The organism is Buttiauxella agrestis, assembly GCF_900446255.1.
Taxonomy (GTDB): domain Bacteria; phylum Pseudomonadota; class Gammaproteobacteria; order Enterobacterales; family Enterobacteriaceae; genus Buttiauxella; species Buttiauxella agrestis.
Genome location: NZ_UIGI01000001.1, coordinates 4,924,745 through 4,942,992, shown reverse-complemented (window position 1 = coordinate 4,942,992; position 18,248 = coordinate 4,924,745). Strand labels below are relative to the sequence as shown.

Sequence of the window (18,248 nt, the reverse complement as noted above, 5' to 3'; positions counted from 1 at the left end):
ACGATTTCCTTGATTATCGTGCATACTGTGCGCCTTTTTGTGGGCCAAGGGACTAAGCACACGCTTTCGGGATTCCAACAAAAGATTAGTCTATGAGCGCTGATAATAAACAATCATTGCCTGCGATAACGCTGGCTGCAATTGGGGTGGTATACGGTGATATCGGTACTAGCCCGCTTTATACCCTTCGTGAATGTCTGTCTGGTCAATTTGGGTTTGGCGTAGAACGCGACGCCGTATTTGGCTTTTTGTCTCTGATTTTCTGGCTGTTAATCTTAGTCGTCTCGGTTAAGTATCTGACCTTTGTTATGCGTGCGGATAACGCTGGCGAAGGGGGTATTTTGACGCTGATGTCTTTGGCTGGGCGTCATACCTCGGCGAAAATGACTTCTGTGCTGGTGATCATGGGATTGATCGGCGGCAGCTTCTTCTATGGCGAGGTGGTCATTACTCCGGCAATATCGGTTATGTCGGCCATCGAAGGGCTTGAGATAGCCGCCCCGCAACTCGATGCCTATATTGTCCCGCTGTCGATAGTGGTCCTGACGCTGCTGTTTATGATTCAAAAACACGGCACGGGTATGGTGGGCAAGCTGTTCGCTCCCGTCATGATGCTTTGGTTCCTGGTGCTGGCAGTGTTGGGTGCACGCAGTATTATGGCCAACCCGGAAGTGCTTCAGGCGCTGAATCCTGCGTGGGCTGTGCATTTCTTCCTGGAATATAAAACCGTTTCATTCTTCGCACTCGGCGCGGTCGTTCTTTCTATTACGGGTGTTGAAGCGCTGTATGCCGATATGGGCCACTTCGGTAAATTGCCTATTCGTATTGCATGGTTTTCCGTCGTGCTGCCGTCTCTGGTGCTGAATTATTTCGGCCAGGGCGCACTGCTGCTTAAAACCCCGGAAGCGATTAAGAACCCATTCTTCTTACTGGCTCCAGACTGGGCGCTGATCCCGCTGATGATTCTGGCAACACTTGCCACGGTTATCGCCTCTCAGGCCGTGATTTCCGGTGTGTTCTCGTTGACTCGCCAGGCAGTTCGCCTGGGTTATCTGTCGCCAATGCGCATCATCCATACCTCGGAAATGGAGTCAGGGCAGATATATGTGCCAGCAATTAACTGGCTCCTCTATATCTCTGTGGTGATTGTGATTGTGAGCTTTGAGCATTCCAGTAACCTGGCGGCGGCGTACGGTATCGCGGTAACGGGTACGATGGTCCTGACGTCCATTCTTTGCTGTACGGTCGCGACCAAAAACTGGCACTGGAACAAAGTTGCTGTGCTGCTGATGGGCTTTGCATTCTTGTGCATCGACATTCCGCTGTTCTCTGCGAACGTTGTGAAAATCTTCTCCGGCGGTTGGTTGCCGCTTTGCCTGGCGCTGGTGATGTTTATCATTATGACGACCTGGAAAAGCGAGCGTTTCCGCCTGCTGCGTCGTATGCATGAGCACGGAAATTCACTGGAAGCGATGATTGCCTCCCTGGAAAAATCACCGCCAGTACGTGTTCCGGGCACCGCTGTTTATATGTCCCGTGCGCTGAACGTGATTCCTTTTGCAATGCTTCACAACCTTAAGCACAACAAAGTTTTGCATGAGCGGGTAGTGCTGCTTACGCTGCGAACCGAAGATGCGCCGTATGTTCATAATGTACGTCGTGTTTCTATCGAACAGCTTTCGCCAACCTTCTGGCGCGTGGTCGCAAGCTACGGCTGGCGTGAAACGCCAAACGTGGAAGAGGTGTTCCACCGCTGTGGCCTGGAAGGGTTGAGTTGCCGAATGATGGAGACATCGTTCTTTATGTCGCATGAATCACTGATCATCGGTAAACGCCCTTGGTATCTGCGACTGCGCGGCAAACTGTTCCTCGCACTGCAACGCAATGCCTTGCGCGCTCCTGACCAATTCGAAATCCCACCAAACCGGGTTATTGAGTTAGGAACCCAGGTCGAGATTTAATCCCAACGCCTCTTCAATCGAAGGGGCTTTTTTTTGTCTTTTTGATTGTGCGCGCTCTCATTTCTCCCTTTTTGAAACAGAACAGCGAAACGTTTCGATGATGATCACATTTTCGTCACGCACTGGTTGTTTTCCCATCACTACATTTCCTACACTTTACCTCAGCGAAACGTTTCGCTAGTGGAGTAAGAAAATGAAGAAAGGCACTGTTCTCAACGCTGATATCTCGTCTGTTATTTCTCGTCTTGGCCACACCGACACGCTGGTGATTGCCGATGCCGGGTTGCCCATTCCACGCAATACACCGCGTATTGATTTGGCACTGACTCACGGCGTACCGGGTTTTATGCAGGTCGTTGAAGTCGTAACACAAGAGATGCAGGTTGAAGCTGCCGTCTTAGCTTCGGAAATTAAACAACATAATCCCCAACTCCACGAAACGTTGCTCAGTTACATCGAGCAACTGCAACAACACCAGGGAAACACCATTTCTATTCGTTACATCAGTCATGAGCAGTTCAAGCAACACACCGCTGAAAGCCAGGCGGTTATTCGCAGCGGGGAGTGTTCCCCGTATGCGAATATCATTCTCTGTGCTGGCGTAACTTTCTGAGGCCGGCATGGAACCGTTACTGCAATTAAAAGGGATCGATAAATCGTTCCCAGGTGTAAAAGCCCTTTCTGGGGCGGCGTTGAATGTATACGCCGGGCGCGTGATGGCGCTGGTGGGTGAAAACGGCGCAGGCAAATCCACCATGATGAAAGTGCTGACTGGCATTTATCAGCGTGATGCGGGTTCGCTGTTGTGGCTTGGCAAAGAAACCACGTTCAATGGCCCGAAATCCTCCCAGGAAGCGGGTATCGGTATTATTCACCAGGAACTCAATCTGATTCCGCAACTCAGCATTGCGGAAAACATCTTCCTTGGCCGTGAGTTCGTTAACCGTTTCGGCAAAATCGACTGGAAAACGATGTATGCCGAAGCAGACAAATTGCTGGCGAAACTGAACCTGCGCTTTAACAGCCAAAAGCTGGTGGGTGATTTGTCGATCGGCGATCAGCAAATGGTCGAAATCGCCAAGGTTCTGAGCTTTGAGTCGAAAGTCATTGTGATGGACGAGCCAACCGATGCTTTGACCGATACCGAAACCGACTCTTTATTCCGCGTGATCCGCGAGCTGAAAGCTCAAGGGCGTGGCATCGTTTATATCTCGCACCGTATGAAAGAAATCTTCGAGATTTGCGACGACGTGACCGTGTTCCGCGATGGGCAGTTTATCGCCGAGCGTGAAGTGGTGACGCTGACCGAAGATACGCTTATCGAAATGATGGTCGGGCGCAAACTTGAAGAACAATATCCTCGTCTGGATAAGCAACCCGGCGAAATCCTGCTGCGCGTCGATAACCTTTCCGGACCTGGCGTGCATGATGTGAGTTTCACGTTGCGCAAAGGCGAGATCCTCGGCGTTGCCGGTTTGATGGGCGCCGGGCGCACCGAATTAATGAAAGTGCTGTATGGCGCACTGCCGCGCACTGGTGGCTATGTGGCACTCGATGGTCGCGAAGTGGTGACGCGTTCGCCGCAAGATGGTCTGGCAAACGGCATTGTTTATATCTCTGAAGACCGTAAACGTGACGGGCTGGTGCTCGGCATGTCAGTAAAAGAGAACATGTCGCTGACCGCGCTGCGCTATTTCAGCCATAACGTCGGCAGCCTGAAGCATAAAGATGAACAGCAAGCGGTTCAGGACTTTATCCGTTTGTTTAACGTGAAAACCCCGTCGATGGAACAGCCGATTGGCCTGCTATCAGGGGGAAATCAGCAAAAAGTGGCGATTGCCCGTGGCCTGATGACGCGTCCGAAAGTGTTGATCCTTGATGAGCCAACGCGCGGCGTTGACGTTGGGGCGAAAAAAGAAATTTATCAATTAATCAATCAGTTCAAAGCAGATGGGTTAAGCATCATTCTCGTTTCGTCAGAAATGCCGGAAGTCCTCGGTATGAGCGACCGAATTATGGTGATGCATGAAGGGCATCCTGGTGGGGAATTTACCCGTGAAGAAGCGACCCAGGAAATATTGATGGCGGCGGCCGTCGGCAAGTTAAATCGCGTGAATCAGGAGTCTGTAAAATGAGTACCCAGTCTATTCCGACCCGTCGCTGGTTCACCAAAGCGTGGCTGTTAGAGCAAAAATCACTGATCGCACTGCTGGTGTTGATCGCAGTTGTATCGAGCCTTAGCCCGAACTTTTTCACCGTCAATAACCTCTTCAATATCCTGCAACAAACCTCTGTGAACGCCATTATGGCGGTCGGGATGACGCTGGTTATTCTGACTTCGGGAATCGACCTGTCCGTCGGTTCTTTACTGGCGCTAACCGGAGCGGTAGCAGCCTCGATTGTTGGCTTAGAAGTGAATGCGCTGGTGGCAGTTGCCGGAGCGCTGGCACTTGGGGCGGCAATCGGTGCTGTGACTGGCGTGATTGTCGCGAAAGGGCGAGTGCAGGCATTTATCGCAACACTGGTGATGATGCTCCTTCTGCGCGGCGTGACTATGGTTTACACCAACGGCAGCCCGGTCAACACGGGTTTCTCCGATAACGCCGATGTGTTTGGCTGGTTTGGTATTGGCCGTCCGCTGGGAATTCCTACTCCAGTGTGGATTATGGGTGTGGTCTTCCTGGCTGCGTGGTACATGCTGCACCACACACGTCTGGGTCGTTATATCTATGCGCTGGGCGGTAACGAAGCGGCGACGCGTCTGTCTGGTATTAGCGTTAACAAAGTTAAAATTATCGTTTACTCACTTTGCGGTCTGCTGGCGTCTTTGGCCGGGATCATTGAGGTGGCACGTCTTTCCTCTGCGCAACCGACGGCAGGTACAGGCTATGAGCTGGATGCCATCGCTGCGGTAGTGCTTGGCGGCACCAGCCTTGCGGGCGGTAAAGGGCGGATTGTTGGTACGCTGATCGGTGCGCTGATCTTAGGCTTCCTGAATAACGGACTGAATTTATTAGGTGTTTCTTCTTATTACCAGATGATCGTCAAAGCAGTGGTTATTTTACTGGCGGTGCTGGTGGACAATAAAAAGCAGTAACAATCATAACCCTACAGGACATCCGACTATGAATATGAAAAAGCTGGCTACTCTGGTTTCTGCTGTTGCACTGAGTGCCACCGTAAGTGCAAACGCGATGGCCAAAGACACCATCGCGCTGGTTGTTTCCACGCTGAATAACCCGTTCTTCGTTTCCCTGAAAGACGGCGCGCAGAAAGAAGCCGACAAACTGGGCTACAACCTGATTGTTCTGGATTCGCAAAACAACCCGGCGAAGGAGCTGGCGAACGTGCAGGATCTGACAGTTCGTGGCACCAAGCTGATGCTTATCAACCCAACTGATTCCGATGCTGTCGGCAATGCGGTGAAAATGGCGAACCAGGCTAAAATCCCTGTAATTACGCTCGACCGTATGGCAAACCAGGGCACCGTAGTGAGCCACATCGCTTCTGATAACGTTGCCGGTGGTAAAATGGCGGGTGACTTCATCGCTAAGAAACTCGGTGAAGGCGCGAAAGTTATCGAACTGCAAGGTATCGCCGGTGCATCTGCTGCGCGTGAACGTGGTGAAGGCTTTAAACAAGCGACTGCTGCACACAAATTTACCGTTCTGGCGAGCCAGCCTGCTGACTTCGACCGTACTAAAGGCCTGAACGTAATGCAGAACCTGCTGACAGCCCATCCAGACGTGCAGGCGGTATTTGCTCAGAATGACGAGATGGCGCTGGGCGCTCTGCGTGCACTGCAAACTGCCGGTAAATCTGACGTTCTGGTGGTTGGTTTTGACGGCACTGCTGACGGCGTAAAAGCAGTTGAAAGCGGTAAGTTGGGCGCGACGGTTGCCCAGATGGCCGATCAGATTGGCGTTATCGGTGTTGAAACTGCTGACAAAGTTCTGAAAGGCGAGAAAGTCGACTCTAAAATCCCGGTTGACCTGAAGCTGGTTACTAAATAAGACAACAATAGAAAAGCAGGGCACCGCGCCACTCGAGAACAGGGGTGGCGCAATTAACTGGACTGATAAAAAATGAAAACTAAAGGCAAGCTCGTTGTCCTGGGCAGCATTAACGCTGACCATATCCTTAACCTCGAACATTTTCCGACGCCGGGTGAAACCGTTACCGGGCAAGAATATCAGGTCGCGTTCGGTGGAAAAGGGGCCAACCAGGCAGTTGCTGCCGGGCGCAGCGGTGCGGATATTGCCTTTATCGCCTGTGTGGGTGACGACGACACCGGCCGCCGCGTTTGCACACAATTGGCAAGTGATAACATCGATACTTCCCCGATTAGCACGATTAAAGATGCAGCAACGGGTGTTGCGCTGATCTTCGTGAATAGTGCGGGTGAAAACGTGATTGGTATTCACTCCGGAGCTAACGGGGCATTAACGCCAACGCTTGTGGAAGAACAGAATCAGAAAATTGCACAGGCATCCGCACTTTTAATGCAGCTCGAGTCACCGCTGGAAAGTGTGCTGGCAGCAGCAAAAATTGCCCATCAGAATCAAACTAAAGTCGTGCTTAACCCTGCACCGGCCTGTGAATTATCTGACGAGCTGCTCGCGCTGGTGGATATGATCACGCCAAACGAAACCGAAGCGGAAAAACTGACAGGTGTGCGCGTCGAAAATGATGATGACGCGGCGGTTGCAGCTCAGGCGCTGCATGCGAAAGGTATTGAAACCGTCATTATTACACTCGGCAGCCGTGGCGTTTGGCTGAGTGAAAACGGTAAAGGCCAGCGTGTTCCGGGCTTTAAGGTGAAAGCTGTAGATACCATCGCTGCGGGCGATACCTTTAATGGCGCGTTGGTAACTGCATTGCTGGAAGATAAGCCGTTGAACGAAGCGATTCGTTTTGCTCATGCCGCCGCCGCAATTGCCGTAACCCGTAAAGGTGCACAGCCTTCGGTGCCGTGGCGTCACGAAATCGACGAGTTTTTGCAATAGCAAGGATAATCATGGCCACCATGAAAGACGTCGCGAAGATGGCAGGGGTTTCGACTTCAACCGTTTCGCACGTCATTAACAATGACCGTTTCGTGAGTGATGCCATTCGCGCAAAGGTTGATGCGGCAATCAAGACTCTTAACTATGCGCCCTCGGCACTGGCGCGTAGTCTCAAGCTTAACCAAACCCACACTATTGGCATGTTAATCACCGCCAGTAGTAACCCGTTTTATTCTGAACTGGTGCGTGGCGTTGAACGTAGTTGTTTTGAGCGCGGTTATAGCCTGGTGTTGTGTAATACCGAAGGCGATGAGCAGCGAATGAATCGCAACCTGGAAACGCTGCTGCAAAAGCGCGTCGATGGTCTTCTTCTTTTATGTACCGAAACTCATCTCCCTTCGCCCGCGATTATGAGCCGCTATCCTTCTATTCCTACGGTGATGATGGACTGGTCTCCTTTTGAGGGCGAAAGTGACGTCATTCAGGACAACTCTTTACTGGGCGGCGACACGGCAACGCAACACCTCATTGATAATGGTTATACCCGGATCGCTTGTATTACTGGCCCGCAAGATAAAACGCCAGCGCGCTTACGCCTTGAAGGCTATCGCAACGCGATGAACCGCGCAGGGCTTACAATTCATGAAGGTTATGAAATCATCGGTGACTTTGAGTTTCAGGGCGGTTTTACTGCGATGAATTCACTGCTTGCGCTGGAACAGCCTCCCCACGCCGTATTTACTGGCAACGATGCGATGGCCGTTGGCGCTTATCATGCGCTGTATCAGGCGGGTTTGAAGGTTCCGCAAGATATGGCGGTGGTGGGTTACGATGATATCGAACTGGCGCGATATATGACGCCACCGTTAACGACTATTCATCAGCCTAAAGATGAGCTGGGTGAGTTGGCCGTTGATGTATTGATACATCGAATGGCGCAACCCACCCTGGAACAGCAGCGTCTCTTTTTGACGCCTGAGCTGGTGGAGCGCGGTTCCGTTTAACGCTTGATCATATTGCGCCCGTCTTTAGGGCGTAATAGTAAGAACACCAGAGCGGAAACCAACGTCACTGCACCCATCGTCAGGAAGGTGTAGTGGAACTGCTCAACGGTATTAATGCTTTCTACTCCTTCATACAACCGAAGCACCGCTGCACTTACCGCCACGCCAAGACTGATCGCCAACTGTTGCGTTACGGCCAGCACACTATTGCCGCTGCTGGCGTTTTCATCGGTGAGGTCGGCGAGCGTAATCGTATTCATTGCCGTGAACTGCGTAGACATCGCCATCCCCAGAATAAACAGCGGCAAAATCAGCATCCACACTTCCATTCCTGGCGACTGCAATGAGAATTGGCCAATCAGCAAACCGATAACCAGCGTGACACCGACTAACGTTTTTCTATAGCCAAGACGACGTAATACCTGAGTTACGGTCGATTTTGCCAGTAACGAGCCAATGGCGGTTGGAGCCATCATGCATCCGGCAATCAATGCAGAATAACCAAAACCGACTTGTAGCATTAAAGGCATCAGGAATGGTACGCAACCGGTACCCAGGCGCGAAGCAAGATTGCCGATGATCCCTATAGAGAAAGTTCTGGTGCGAAACATTGGCAAAGCGATCAGTGGTGTCGGGTGGCGACGCGCGTGCCAGATATAAGCTGCCAGCAGAGCAAGCCCACTTAATATCGTCAGAATACCGATGTAACTGGCAACAATCCGTTCGCCGAATAACTCCATCCCACTAGAAATGCACACCAGGCTCAGACCAAACAAAAGAAAGCCTGTCATATCAAAGCCGCGTCGTGGAGTTGTGAAGTTTGGCATGTACTTGCGGGCGTAGATAAGGCCAAGAATTCCGATAGGTATATTAATGAGGAAAATCCAGTGCCAACTCGCCCACGTGACTAAAACGCCGCCGAGCAACGGGCCGAGGATTGGGCCTACAAGCCCTGGCATGGTGACGAAGTTTAAAACGGGCAGCAATTCGCTACGCGGATAGGCGCGTAATAATGCTAAGCGCGCGACCGGCATCATCATTGCCCCGCCGATTCCCTGAATCACACGGAACACGACCAATTCACCCAGCGAGTTGGACATCGCGCAGGCAAACGAGCCGAGGGTGAAGAGGGAAACGGCGAACATAAACACGCGCCGTGTGCCGAAGCGGTCAGCAAGCCAGCCGCTGACAGGGATCAGCATCGCAACGGTTAAGGTGTAACTGATAATCGCGGATTGCATTGCCAGCGGCGAACGCCCAAGGCTATGAGCTATTGCGGGTAATGCAGTGTTGAGAATAGTGGCATCCAGCGCCTGCATGAAGAAGGCCATCGCCGCTATCCACGGTAACCCGGCCATACTGCGAGCTGTTTTGGTCATTTTTATCCTGATGTTTTAACGCATCCAGGAGAAGGCGAGTCTTTACCCTTGAGTGAACGGTTCGTTCAACAGCGTCTGACCAGCGATTAACGCGGCCTGGCTGTCGCCCTGGGTAATGGCATCAACGATTGCCTGGTGCAAGTCGAGCTTAATAACTTCGTTATTAGTTATTGCGGTGAAGTAATTGTAATAAATAGAACGGAATAAGTTAGCGAAAGAACAAAGGAAAGGGTTACCACTCATTGCATAGATTTGCTCATGGTACGCCATATCGACTTCTATCCAGCGTTGACGGTCAAATTCACCTTTTAGCTTTACCATCTCAGCCATCATTTCATTAAGGAGGGCTTTCTGTTCTTCACTGCCATTTATTGCGGCCATTGCACAGGCTTGTGGTTCCAGGCTATTACGCATAACAAGGAAGTAATCCACCACGTCATTAAAGTTCTCTTCTGTCATCCACCAGGTTAGCAGTTCCTTATCAAGGAAGTTCCAGTGGCTGCGAGGCATAACGCGAGTGCCGATGCGAGGGCGTGGTAAAACCATCCCTTTCGCGGTTAATGTCTTTACTGCTTCTCGTACAGCCGTTCGACTCACACCGAAGAGTTCACCCAGTTCGATTTCACCGGGCAAAATACTGCCCGCTTCATACTCACCTCTGAGAATGCCTTGTGCTAGTTTCTCCGCCAGAACATAGGAAAGGTTCTTTTGTGCCGCGAGTTGTTGTGCAGATAAAGACATGAATGCAGTTCCTTTAGCTTTGTTTCTTTTATTAGTATGCCATCAGGTCTTCTCTTCTGATGCTTAAAACAGCAAATATCCCGTGTTCCGCGGCTTTTACAGTGCTTTTGGCGAAAAAAAAGACGCTTGGTAATTTATTTGTAATAAACACTTGTCAGCTTCCGGAAAATCCCTATACTGCGCCTCCACTGACACGGCACAACGGCTTACAAACCGGCCCGTCAGCCAGATGAAAAGCGAAAATAAACGCTTGACTCTGAAAGAGGAAAGCGTAATATGCGCCACCTCGAGTTAGCAAGCGAAAGCGCCTGACTCACTGCTCTTTAACAATTTATCAGACAATCTGTGTGGGCACTCGCAGGATTGATATCTCAGATACCTTCGGGTATAAAAAAATATCAAGTCTTGAAGAGTGACCAAGCAGTAATTCATTTAGTTGAATTATTACGAAAGTTAATTTTTGAGCACCGCTTCACGAGTTGAAGCAAATCAAGCTTTTAATTGAAGAGTTTGATCATGGCTCAGATTGAACGCTGGCGGCAGGCCTAACACATGCAAGTCGAGCGGTAGCACAGGGAGCTTGCTCCTGGGTGACGAGCGGCGGACGGGTGAGTAATGTCTGGGAAACTGCCTGATGGAGGGGGATAACTACTGGAAACGGTAGCTAATACCGCATAACGTCTTCGGACCAAAGAGGGGGACCTTCGGGCCTCTTGCCATCAGATGTGCCCAGATGGGATTAGCTAGTAGGTGAGGTAATGGCTCACCTAGGCGACGATCCCTAGCTGGTCTGAGAGGATGACCAGCCACACTGGAACTGAGACACGGTCCAGACTCCTACGGGAGGCAGCAGTGGGGAATATTGCACAATGGGCGCAAGCCTGATGCAGCCATGCCGCGTGTATGAAGAAGGCCTTCGGGTTGTAAAGTACTTTCAGCGAGGAGGAAGGCATTGTGGTTAATAACCGCAGTGATTGACGTTACTCGCAGAAGAAGCACCGGCTAACTCCGTGCCAGCAGCCGCGGTAATACGGAGGGTGCAAGCGTTAATCGGAATTACTGGGCGTAAAGCGCACGCAGGCGGTCTGTCAAGTCGGATGTGAAATCCCCGGGCTCAACCTGGGAACTGCATTCGAAACTGGCAGGCTAGAGTCTTGTAGAGGGGGGTAGAATTCCAGGTGTAGCGGTGAAATGCGTAGAGATCTGGAGGAATACCGGTGGCGAAGGCGGCCCCCTGGACAAAGACTGACGCTCAGGTGCGAAAGCGTGGGGAGCAAACAGGATTAGATACCCTGGTAGTCCACGCCGTAAACGATGTCGACTTGGAGGTTGTTCCCTTGAGGAGTGGCTTCCGGAGCTAACGCGTTAAGTCGACCGCCTGGGGAGTACGGCCGCAAGGTTAAAACTCAAATGAATTGACGGGGGCCCGCACAAGCGGTGGAGCATGTGGTTTAATTCGATGCAACGCGAAGAACCTTACCTACTCTTGACATCCAGAGAATTCGCTAGAGATAGCTTAGTGCCTTCGGGAACTCTGAGACAGGTGCTGCATGGCTGTCGTCAGCTCGTGTTGTGAAATGTTGGGTTAAGTCCCGCAACGAGCGCAACCCTTATCCTTTGTTGCCAGCGGTTCGGCCGGGAACTCAAAGGAGACTGCCAGTGATAAACTGGAGGAAGGTGGGGATGACGTCAAGTCATCATGGCCCTTACGAGTAGGGCTACACACGTGCTACAATGGCGCATACAAAGAGAAGCGACCTCGCGAGAGCAAGCGGACCTCATAAAGTGCGTCGTAGTCCGGATCGGAGTCTGCAACTCGACTCCGTGAAGTCGGAATCGCTAGTAATCGTAGATCAGAATGCTACGGTGAATACGTTCCCGGGCCTTGTACACACCGCCCGTCACACCATGGGAGTGGGTTGCAAAAGAAGTAGGTAGCTTAACCTTCGGGAGGGCGCTTACCACTTTGTGATTCATGACTGGGGTGAAGTCGTAACAAGGTAACCGTAGGGGAACCTGCGGTTGGATCACCTCCTTACCTAATAGATACGAACTTGCGTAGTGCTCACACAGATTGTCTGATAGAAGTAAATGAGCAAGCGATCCCTTCAACGGGATATCGTGTCCCCATCGTCTAGAGGCCCAGGACACTGCCCTTTCACGGCTGTAACAGGGGTTCGAATCCCCTTGGGGACGCCATCTTAAGATAATGATGTGAAAGACATTATCACACATATCTCAAAACTGACTTTCGAGTCACGTTTGAGATATTGCTCTTTAAAAATCCGGAACAAGCTGAAAATTGAAACGACACACTGTTTCCTTTCTCCGTAATAAGAAAGGAAAATGCGGTGTGTTCGAGTCTCTCAAATTTTCACAACATCGATTGTGTCTCACGAGACATCTTCGGGTTGTGAGGTTAAGCGACTAAGCGTACACGGTGGATGCCCTGGCAGTCAGAGGCGATGAAGGACGTGCTAATCTGCGATAAGCGTCGGTAAGGTGATATGAACCGTTATAACCGACGATTTCCGAATGGGGAAACCCAGTGCAATTCGTTGCACTATCGTTAAGTGAATACATAGCTTAACGAAGCGAACCGGGGGAACTGAAACATCTAAGTACCCCGAGGAAAAGAAATCAACCGAGATTCCCCCAGTAGCGGCGAGCGAACGGGGAGCAGCCCAGAGTCTGAATCAGTTTGTGTATTAGTGGAAGCGTCTGGAAAGTCGCAGGGTACAGGGTGATACTCCCGTACACAAAAATACACATACTGTGAACTCGAAGAGTAGGGCGGGACACGTGGTATCCTGTCTGAATATGGGGGGACCATCCTCCAAGGCTAAATACTCCTGACTGACCGATAGTGAACCAGTACCGTGAGGGAAAGGCGAAAAGAACCCCGGCGAGGGGAGTGAAACAGAACCTGAAACCGTGTACGTACAAGCAGTGGGAGCCTCTTTTATGGGGTGACTGCGTACCTTTTGTATAATGGGTCAGCGACTTATATTCTGTAGCAAGGTTAACCGTATAGGGGAGCCGCAGGGAAACCGAGTCTTAACTGGGCGTTAAGTTGCAGGGTATAGACCCGAAACCCGGTGATCTAGCCATGGGCAGGTTGAAGGTTGGGTAACACTAACTGGAGGACCGAACCGACTAATGTTGAAAAATTAGCGGATGACTTGTGGCTGGGGGTGAAAGGCCAATCAAACCGGGAGATAGCTGGTTCTCCCCGAAAGCTATTTAGGTAGCGCCTCGTGAACTCATCTTCGGGGGTAGAGCACTGTTTCGGCTAGGGGGCCATCCCGGCTTACCAACCCGATGCAAACTACGAATACCGAAGAATGTTATCACGGGAGACACACGGCGGGTGCTAACGTCCGTCGTGAAGAGGGAAACAACCCAGACCGCCAGCTAAGGTCCCAAAGTCATGGTTAAGTGGGAAACGATGTGGGAAGGCACAGACAGCCAGGATGTTGGCTTAGAAGCAGCCATCATTTAAAGAAAGCGTAATAGCTCACTGGTCGAGTCGGCCTGCGCGGAAGATGTAACGGGGCTAAACCATGCACCGAAGCTGCGGCAGCGACGCTTAGGCGTTGTTGGGTAGGGGAGCGTTCTGTAAGCCGTTGAAGCTGGACTGTGAGGTCTGGTGGAGGTATCAGAAGTGCGAATGCTGACATAAGTAACGATAAAGCGGGTGAAAAACCCGCTCGCCGGAAGACCAAGGGTTCCTGTCCAACGTTAATCGGGGCAGGGTGAGTCGACCCCTAAGGCGAGGCCGAAAGGCGTAGTCGATGGGAAACAGGTTAATATTCCTGTACTCGGTGTTACTGCGAAGGGGGGACGGAGAGGGCTATGTTAGCCGGGCGACGGTTGTCCCGGTTTAAGCATGTAGGCGGAGAGTTTAGGTAAATCCGGACTCTTATCTAACGCTGAGGTGTGATGACGAGGCACTACGGTGCTGAAGTAACAAATGCCGCACTTCCAGGAAAAGCCTCTAAGCATCAGGTAACAACGAATCGTACCCCAAACCGACACAGGTGGTCAGGTAGAGAATACCAAGGCGCTTGAGAGAACTCGGGTGAAGGAACTAGGCAAAATGGTGCCGTAACTTCGGGAGAAGGCACGCTGTCGGTAGGTGAAGTCCCTCGCGGATGGAGCTGAAGGCAGTCGAAGATACCAGCTGGCTGCAACTGTTTATTAAAAACACAGCACTGTGCAAACACGAAAGTGGACGTATACGGTGTGACGCCTGCCCGGTGCCGGAAGGTTAATTGATGGGGTTAAGCGCAAGCTGAAGCTCTTGATCGAAGCCCCGGTAAACGGCGGCCGTAACTATAACGGTCCTAAGGTAGCGAAATTCCTTGTCGGGTAAGTTCCGACCTGCACGAATGGCGTAATGATGGCCAGGCTGTCTCCACCCGAGACTCAGTGAAATTGAAATCGCTGTGAAGATGCAGTGTACCCGCGGCAAGACGGAAAGACCCCGTGAACCTTTACTATAGCTTGACACTGAACATTGAGCCTTGATGTGTAGGATAGGTGGGAGGCTTTGAAGTGTGGACGCCAGTCTGCATGGAGCCAACCTTGAAATACCACCCTTTAATGTTTGATGTTCTAACGTAGACCCGTGATCCGGGTTGCGGACAGTGTCTGGTGGGTAGTTTGACTGGGGCGGTCTCCTCCTAAAGCGTAACGGAGGAGCACGAAGGTTAGCTAATCACGGTCGGACATCGTGAGGTTAGTGCAAAGGCATAAGCTAGCTTGACTGCGAGAGTGACGGCTCGAGCAGGTGCGAAAGCAGGTCTTAGTGATCCGGTGGTTCTGAATGGAAGGGCCATCGCTCAACGGATAAAAGGTACTCCGGGGATAACAGGCTGATACCGCCCAAGAGTTCATATCGACGGCGGTGTTTGGCACCTCGATGTCGGCTCATCACATCCTGGGGCTGAAGTAGGTCCCAAGGGTATGGCTGTTCGCCATTTAAAGTGGTACGCGAGCTGGGTTTAGAACGTCGTGAGACAGTTCGGTCCCTATCTGCCGTGGGCGCTGGAGAATTGAGGGGGGCTGCTCCTAGTACGAGAGGACCGGAGTGGACGCATCACTGGTGTTCGGGTTGTCATGCCAATGGCATTGCCCGGTAGCTAAATGCGGAAAAGATAAGCGCTGAAAGCATCTAAGCGCGAAACTTGCCCCGAGATGAATTCTCCCTGGGAACTTGATTCCCCTGAAGGAACGTTGAAGACTACGACGTTGATAGGCTGGGTGTGTAAGCGTAGCGATACGTTGAGCTAACCAGTACTAATGATCCGTGAGGCTTAACCTTACAACACCGAAGGTGTTTTGGTTGAGAGACTAAGCATTTGATTTTCAGCTTGAACCGAGATTTTAAGTCGATGGTTATGTGGATAACATGACGGTTGATGAAACAGAATATGCCTGGCGGCACTAGCGCGGTGGTCCCACCTGACCCCATGCCGAACTCAGAAGTGAAACGCCGTAGCGCCGATGGTAGTGTGGGGTCTCCCCATGCGAGAGTAGGGAACTGCCAGGCTCCAAATAAGTAGAAAGCCCTGTACTGACGTACAGGGCTTTTTGCTGTCTGCGATTTATGCATAAAAATGCCCGCAACAAGGCAGGCTAATTTCACTTCTTAATCCAATCCGCAATAAAATCAGCGATCTGAAAGGGTGAATTGATATCCAGAACTGGAATCTGTACATCAGGAAGCTGCACGTCACTAGCAATGGCAATCACTTGGTTATCTACCACAAGCTCAGCAATGTTGTGCTTTAGCCCATCCCTGTAAAGCAGAATTTTTGGAATCGCTTCATGCTTAAATCCCTCAACTAATATCAAATCCAATGAAGTTGGATCCATTCGACTGGCTAACCAGTGGAGATCCAGCTCTTCTTGCGCAGGTGTTTCGGTCATTAATGCCCATCTATTATTATTGGCGACGATTGTTTGTGCGGCACCGGCTTTTCGCAGTTCATAACTGTCTTTTCCGGGTGTATCGATATCGACATCATGATGGGTATGTTTGATCAGACCAGGACGAATCCCTCGCTCATTAAGCAAAGGAATCAATTGCTTAAGAAGTGTTGTTTTGCCTGTACCGCTCCAGGCGGCAAAAGCAAGTAGAGGCACCATTATATGTTTTCCCACTGAGCGAGATCTTCTGGTGAATTAATGTTGACGAAATTTTGCTTCTGATTCGGAAATAATACGGCGTGTCCGCCCACCTCTCGCAGAAAAACCATGACTCGCCGTTCACCTGACGCCAGATAGATTTCCAGCGGAGCAGTGAGTTTCTTGTGCAGGAGGGCAATAGTGGGATGATCTCGCTCACCATCGTTTACCCAAACGGCAGAAGCATCCCCTTTTTGCTCCCAAAGCCTGGATGCTAAATCTTCGGGTATATTGGGTGTATCGCATGGGCAAAACAAAAACCACTCACTGTGTAACTGCTTAATTAGTGACAACATTCCAGCAAGCGGCCCGGGGTAATCGGGCAATGTATCGCTGAGAACGGTTAACCCAACAGACTGATATTTTGCTCTATTTCTGTTGGCGCTAATCACCACGTCGTTGACCTGTGGTGCCAGCTTTCTGATGACATGTTCAAACAGCGGTAGTCCATTTAATTCGATGAGCCCTTTATCCTGGCCGCCCATTCGAGTTGATCGCCCACCAGCCAAAACCACACCAGTAACTTCCGTTAAACATCTCACCAATATCGCCTCTTTTAATGTGGGTTTGAGCCTGCTAACGTGTACCCCTCGCATGTGAACGGAGCACAATAATGAAATGCAAACGTCTTAACGAACTGCTCGAGCTACTTCAGCCCGCATGGCAGAAAGAGCCTGATCTCAATTTGATTCAATTTTTACAGAAACTTAGTAAAGAGTCAGGTTATACCGGTGAATTAACCGATCTGACCGATGACGTGCTTATTTATCATCTGAAAATGCGTGACTCTGCAAAAGATGCTGTTATTCCAGGCATTCAGAAAGACTACGAAGAAGATTTTAAGACCGCATTATTGCGTGCTCGTGGCGTAATTAAAGAGTAAAAGCTTGTAAGCCAGTCCACTTTAACGGCTACGAAATGTTATCCTCAACTATTCGCATTTACAGTCGGTTGCGTGGATGACAGACAGCGCTTTCAATTTTCAGACACTACATCCGGATACCATCATGGATGCCCTTTTTGACCAGGGTATACGGGTGGATTCCGGCTTGACTGCATTAAATAGTTTTGAGAACCGCGTCTATCAGTTTCAGGACGAGGATCGAAAACGTTATGTGGTGAAATTTTATCGTCCTCATCGCTGGTCTCCTGAACAAATACAAGAAGAACATCAGTTTGCCCTTGAGTTGCTGGCTGATGAGGTTCCTGTCGCCGCACCATTGAAGTTTAACGGCAATACATTGCTGCGCCATCAAGGCTTTATATACGCTGTGTTTCCAAGTTTAGGCGGAAGACAGTACGAAACAGATAGCCTGGATCAAATGGAATGGGTGGGACGCTATCTTGGCCGCATCCATCAAACGGGGCGCCGCAAGCAATTTTCTGCTCGTCCTGATATGGGCTTGAGTGAATATTTATTTGAGCCGCGTGAACTGTTTGAGCGCACGCATCTCATTCCATCTGCTCTGAAACAGCGCTTCTTAAAAGCAACTGATGCACTTATAGAAGAAGTGAAACTTCACTGGCATGCTGATTTTGAGTCACTGCGACTGCATGGAGACTGCCACCCGGGGAATATTCTCTGGCGCGATGGCCCTCTGTTCGTCGATCTCGATGATGCTCGTAATGGCCCCGCAATTCAGGATATCTGGATGCTGCTCAATGGCGATAAACCCGAGCAGAGAATGCAGTTGGAAATGATTGTTGAGGCATATGAAGAGTTTGCCCCATTTAATTCAGACGAAATTGCGCTCATAGAACCTTTACGAGCCATGCGTATGGTCTATTATCTCGCGTGGATAATTCGACGCTGGGATGATCCCGCATTCCCCAGAAATTTTCCGTGGATTACCGACGAAGATTACTGGCGGAGACAAATTGCGACTTTTACAGAGCAGGTCCGGGTTCTGCGTGAACCACCATTAACATTAACGCCAATGTATTAATCAGTATTTATTCAGGAGA

Annotated in this window: 13 protein-coding genes, 1 tRNA gene and 3 rRNA genes; 13 read left to right on the top strand and 4 right to left on the bottom strand. The window is 50.6% G+C overall.

What is annotated here, in order from left to right:
- The first annotated feature begins 92 nt into the window (after positions 1–92).
- The 7 genes from kup to rbsR all read left to right on the top strand — a co-directional run bounded on the left by kup (position 93) and on the right by rbsR (position 7,971).
- Positions 93–1,961: a low affinity potassium transporter Kup gene (gene kup / locus DY231_RS23370; protein ID WP_115631711.1), complete on the top strand. Its 1,869-nt coding sequence runs from the start codon at positions 93–95 to the stop codon at positions 1,959–1,961.
- 193 nt (positions 1,962–2,154) lie between these two features.
- On the top strand, positions 2,155–2,574 hold the full coding sequence (gene rbsD, locus DY231_RS23365; protein ID WP_115631710.1) for a D-ribose pyranase: 420 nt from the start codon (positions 2,155–2,157) through the stop codon (positions 2,572–2,574).
- Positions 2,575–2,581: 7 nt separating this feature from the next.
- Complete coding sequence (gene rbsA, locus DY231_RS23360; protein ID WP_115631709.1) at positions 2,582–4,096, top strand: ribose ABC transporter ATP-binding protein RbsA; 1,515 nt, start codon at positions 2,582–2,584, stop codon at positions 4,094–4,096.
- Positions 4,093–5,058, top strand: coding sequence for a ribose ABC transporter permease (gene rbsC, locus DY231_RS23355; RefSeq protein WP_034499898.1), 966 nt, complete (start codon positions 4,093–4,095; stop codon positions 5,056–5,058). Before rbsA ends, rbsC begins: the two co-directional genes overlap by 4 nt.
- A gap of 28 nt (positions 5,059–5,086) precedes the next feature.
- The gene (rbsB, locus tag DY231_RS23350; RefSeq protein ID WP_034460716.1) at positions 5,087–5,974 is read left to right on the top strand and encodes a ribose ABC transporter substrate-binding protein RbsB; all 888 of its coding nucleotides are present in this window, start codon (positions 5,087–5,089) and stop codon (positions 5,972–5,974) included.
- A gap of 72 nt (positions 5,975–6,046) precedes the next feature.
- Positions 6,047–6,967: a ribokinase gene (rbsK, locus tag DY231_RS23345; RefSeq protein WP_115631708.1), complete on the top strand. Its 921-nt coding sequence runs from the start codon at positions 6,047–6,049 to the stop codon at positions 6,965–6,967.
- Positions 6,968–6,978: 11 nt separating this feature from the next.
- Entirely contained in the window at positions 6,979–7,971 is a 993-nt protein-coding gene (rbsR, locus tag DY231_RS23340; protein ID WP_115631707.1) for a ribose operon transcriptional repressor RbsR, read from the top strand.
- Here the strand turns inward: rbsR and mdtD are convergent.
- Positions 7,968–9,350 (bottom strand): multidrug transporter subunit MdtD, encoded by a 1,383-nt coding sequence (gene mdtD / locus DY231_RS23335; protein ID WP_034499906.1) that lies wholly within the window; start codon positions 9,348–9,350, stop codon positions 7,968–7,970. The genes rbsR and mdtD overlap by 4 nt on opposite strands.
- A 42-nt stretch (positions 9,351–9,392) precedes the next feature.
- The gene (locus DY231_RS23330) at positions 9,393–10,091 is read right to left on the bottom strand and encodes a FadR/GntR family transcriptional regulator (RefSeq protein WP_115631706.1); all 699 of its coding nucleotides are present in this window, start codon (positions 10,089–10,091) and stop codon (positions 9,393–9,395) included.
- A 498-nt stretch (positions 10,092–10,589) separates the two neighbouring features.
- Between DY231_RS23330 and DY231_RS23325 the strand changes: the two genes are divergently transcribed.
- From DY231_RS23325 to rrf, 4 genes are all read left to right on the top strand, one after another.
- Positions 10,590–12,129, top strand: a 16S ribosomal RNA gene (locus DY231_RS23325).
- An 85-nt stretch (positions 12,130–12,214) separates the two neighbouring features.
- Positions 12,215–12,290: transfer RNA gene (locus tag DY231_RS23320), tRNA-Glu, on the top strand.
- Positions 12,291–12,508: 218 nt separating this feature from the next.
- Positions 12,509–15,417: ribosomal RNA gene (locus DY231_RS23315) — 23S ribosomal RNA — on the top strand.
- 112 nt (positions 15,418–15,529) lie between these two features.
- Positions 15,530–15,645: ribosomal RNA gene (gene rrf, locus DY231_RS23310) — 5S ribosomal RNA — on the top strand.
- Together the 16S, 23S and 5S rRNA genes with 1 tRNA gene alongside form the textbook arrangement of a ribosomal RNA operon.
- A gap of 92 nt (positions 15,646–15,737) precedes the next feature.
- On the opposite strand, the gene mobB is transcribed toward rrf, so the two are convergent.
- Positions 15,738–16,244 carry a molybdopterin-guanine dinucleotide biosynthesis protein MobB gene (gene mobB, locus DY231_RS23305; RefSeq protein WP_115631705.1) on the bottom strand — a complete coding sequence of 169 codons (507 nt, stop codon included), beginning with the start codon at positions 16,242–16,244 and terminating at the stop codon, positions 15,738–15,740.
- Positions 16,244–16,825 (bottom strand): molybdenum cofactor guanylyltransferase MobA, encoded by a 582-nt coding sequence (gene mobA, locus DY231_RS23300; RefSeq protein WP_218568346.1) that lies wholly within the window; start codon positions 16,823–16,825, stop codon positions 16,244–16,246. Before mobA ends, mobB begins: the two co-directional genes overlap by 1 nt.
- 71 nt (positions 16,826–16,896) lie before the next feature.
- Between mobA and DY231_RS23295 the strand changes: the two genes are divergently transcribed.
- Complete coding sequence (locus tag DY231_RS23295; RefSeq protein WP_034499931.1) at positions 16,897–17,166, top strand: YihD family protein; 270 nt, start codon at positions 16,897–16,899, stop codon at positions 17,164–17,166.
- Between the two features lie 76 nt (positions 17,167–17,242).
- Positions 17,243–18,229 carry a serine/threonine protein kinase gene (locus DY231_RS23290; RefSeq protein WP_115631703.1) on the top strand — a complete coding sequence of 329 codons (987 nt, stop codon included), beginning with the start codon at positions 17,243–17,245 and terminating at the stop codon, positions 18,227–18,229.
- Positions 18,230–18,248 lie beyond the last annotated feature (19 nt).

Bases quoted from the DNA above. Each gene is read 5' to 3' on its own strand.
- kup (WP_115631711.1), top strand. From the start codon at position 93: ATGAGCGCTGATAATAAACAATCATTGCCTGCGATAACGCTGGCTGCA.
- rbsD (WP_115631710.1), top strand. From the start codon at position 2,155: ATGAAGAAAGGCACTGTTCTCAACGCTGATATCTCGTCTGTTATTTCT.
- rbsA (WP_115631709.1), top strand. From the start codon at position 2,582: ATGGAACCGTTACTGCAATTAAAAGGGATCGATAAATCGTTCCCAGGT.
- rbsC (WP_034499898.1), top strand. From the start codon at position 4,093: ATGAGTACCCAGTCTATTCCGACCCGTCGCTGGTTCACCAAAGCGTGG.
- rbsB (WP_034460716.1), top strand. From the start codon at position 5,087: ATGAATATGAAAAAGCTGGCTACTCTGGTTTCTGCTGTTGCACTGAGT.
- rbsK (WP_115631708.1), top strand. From the start codon at position 6,047: ATGAAAACTAAAGGCAAGCTCGTTGTCCTGGGCAGCATTAACGCTGAC.
- rbsR (WP_115631707.1), top strand. From the start codon at position 6,979: ATGGCCACCATGAAAGACGTCGCGAAGATGGCAGGGGTTTCGACTTCA.
- mdtD (WP_034499906.1), bottom strand. From the start codon at position 9,350: ATGACCAAAACAGCTCGCAGTATGGCCGGGTTACCGTGGATAGCGGCG.
- DY231_RS23330 (WP_115631706.1), bottom strand. From the start codon at position 10,091: ATGTCTTTATCTGCACAACAACTCGCGGCACAAAAGAACCTTTCCTAT.
- mobB (WP_115631705.1), bottom strand. From the start codon at position 16,244: ATGGTGCCTCTACTTGCTTTTGCCGCCTGGAGCGGTACAGGCAAAACA.
- DY231_RS23295 (WP_034499931.1), top strand. From the start codon at position 16,897: ATGAAATGCAAACGTCTTAACGAACTGCTCGAGCTACTTCAGCCCGCA.
- DY231_RS23290 (WP_115631703.1), top strand. From the start codon at position 17,243: ATGACAGACAGCGCTTTCAATTTTCAGACACTACATCCGGATACCATC.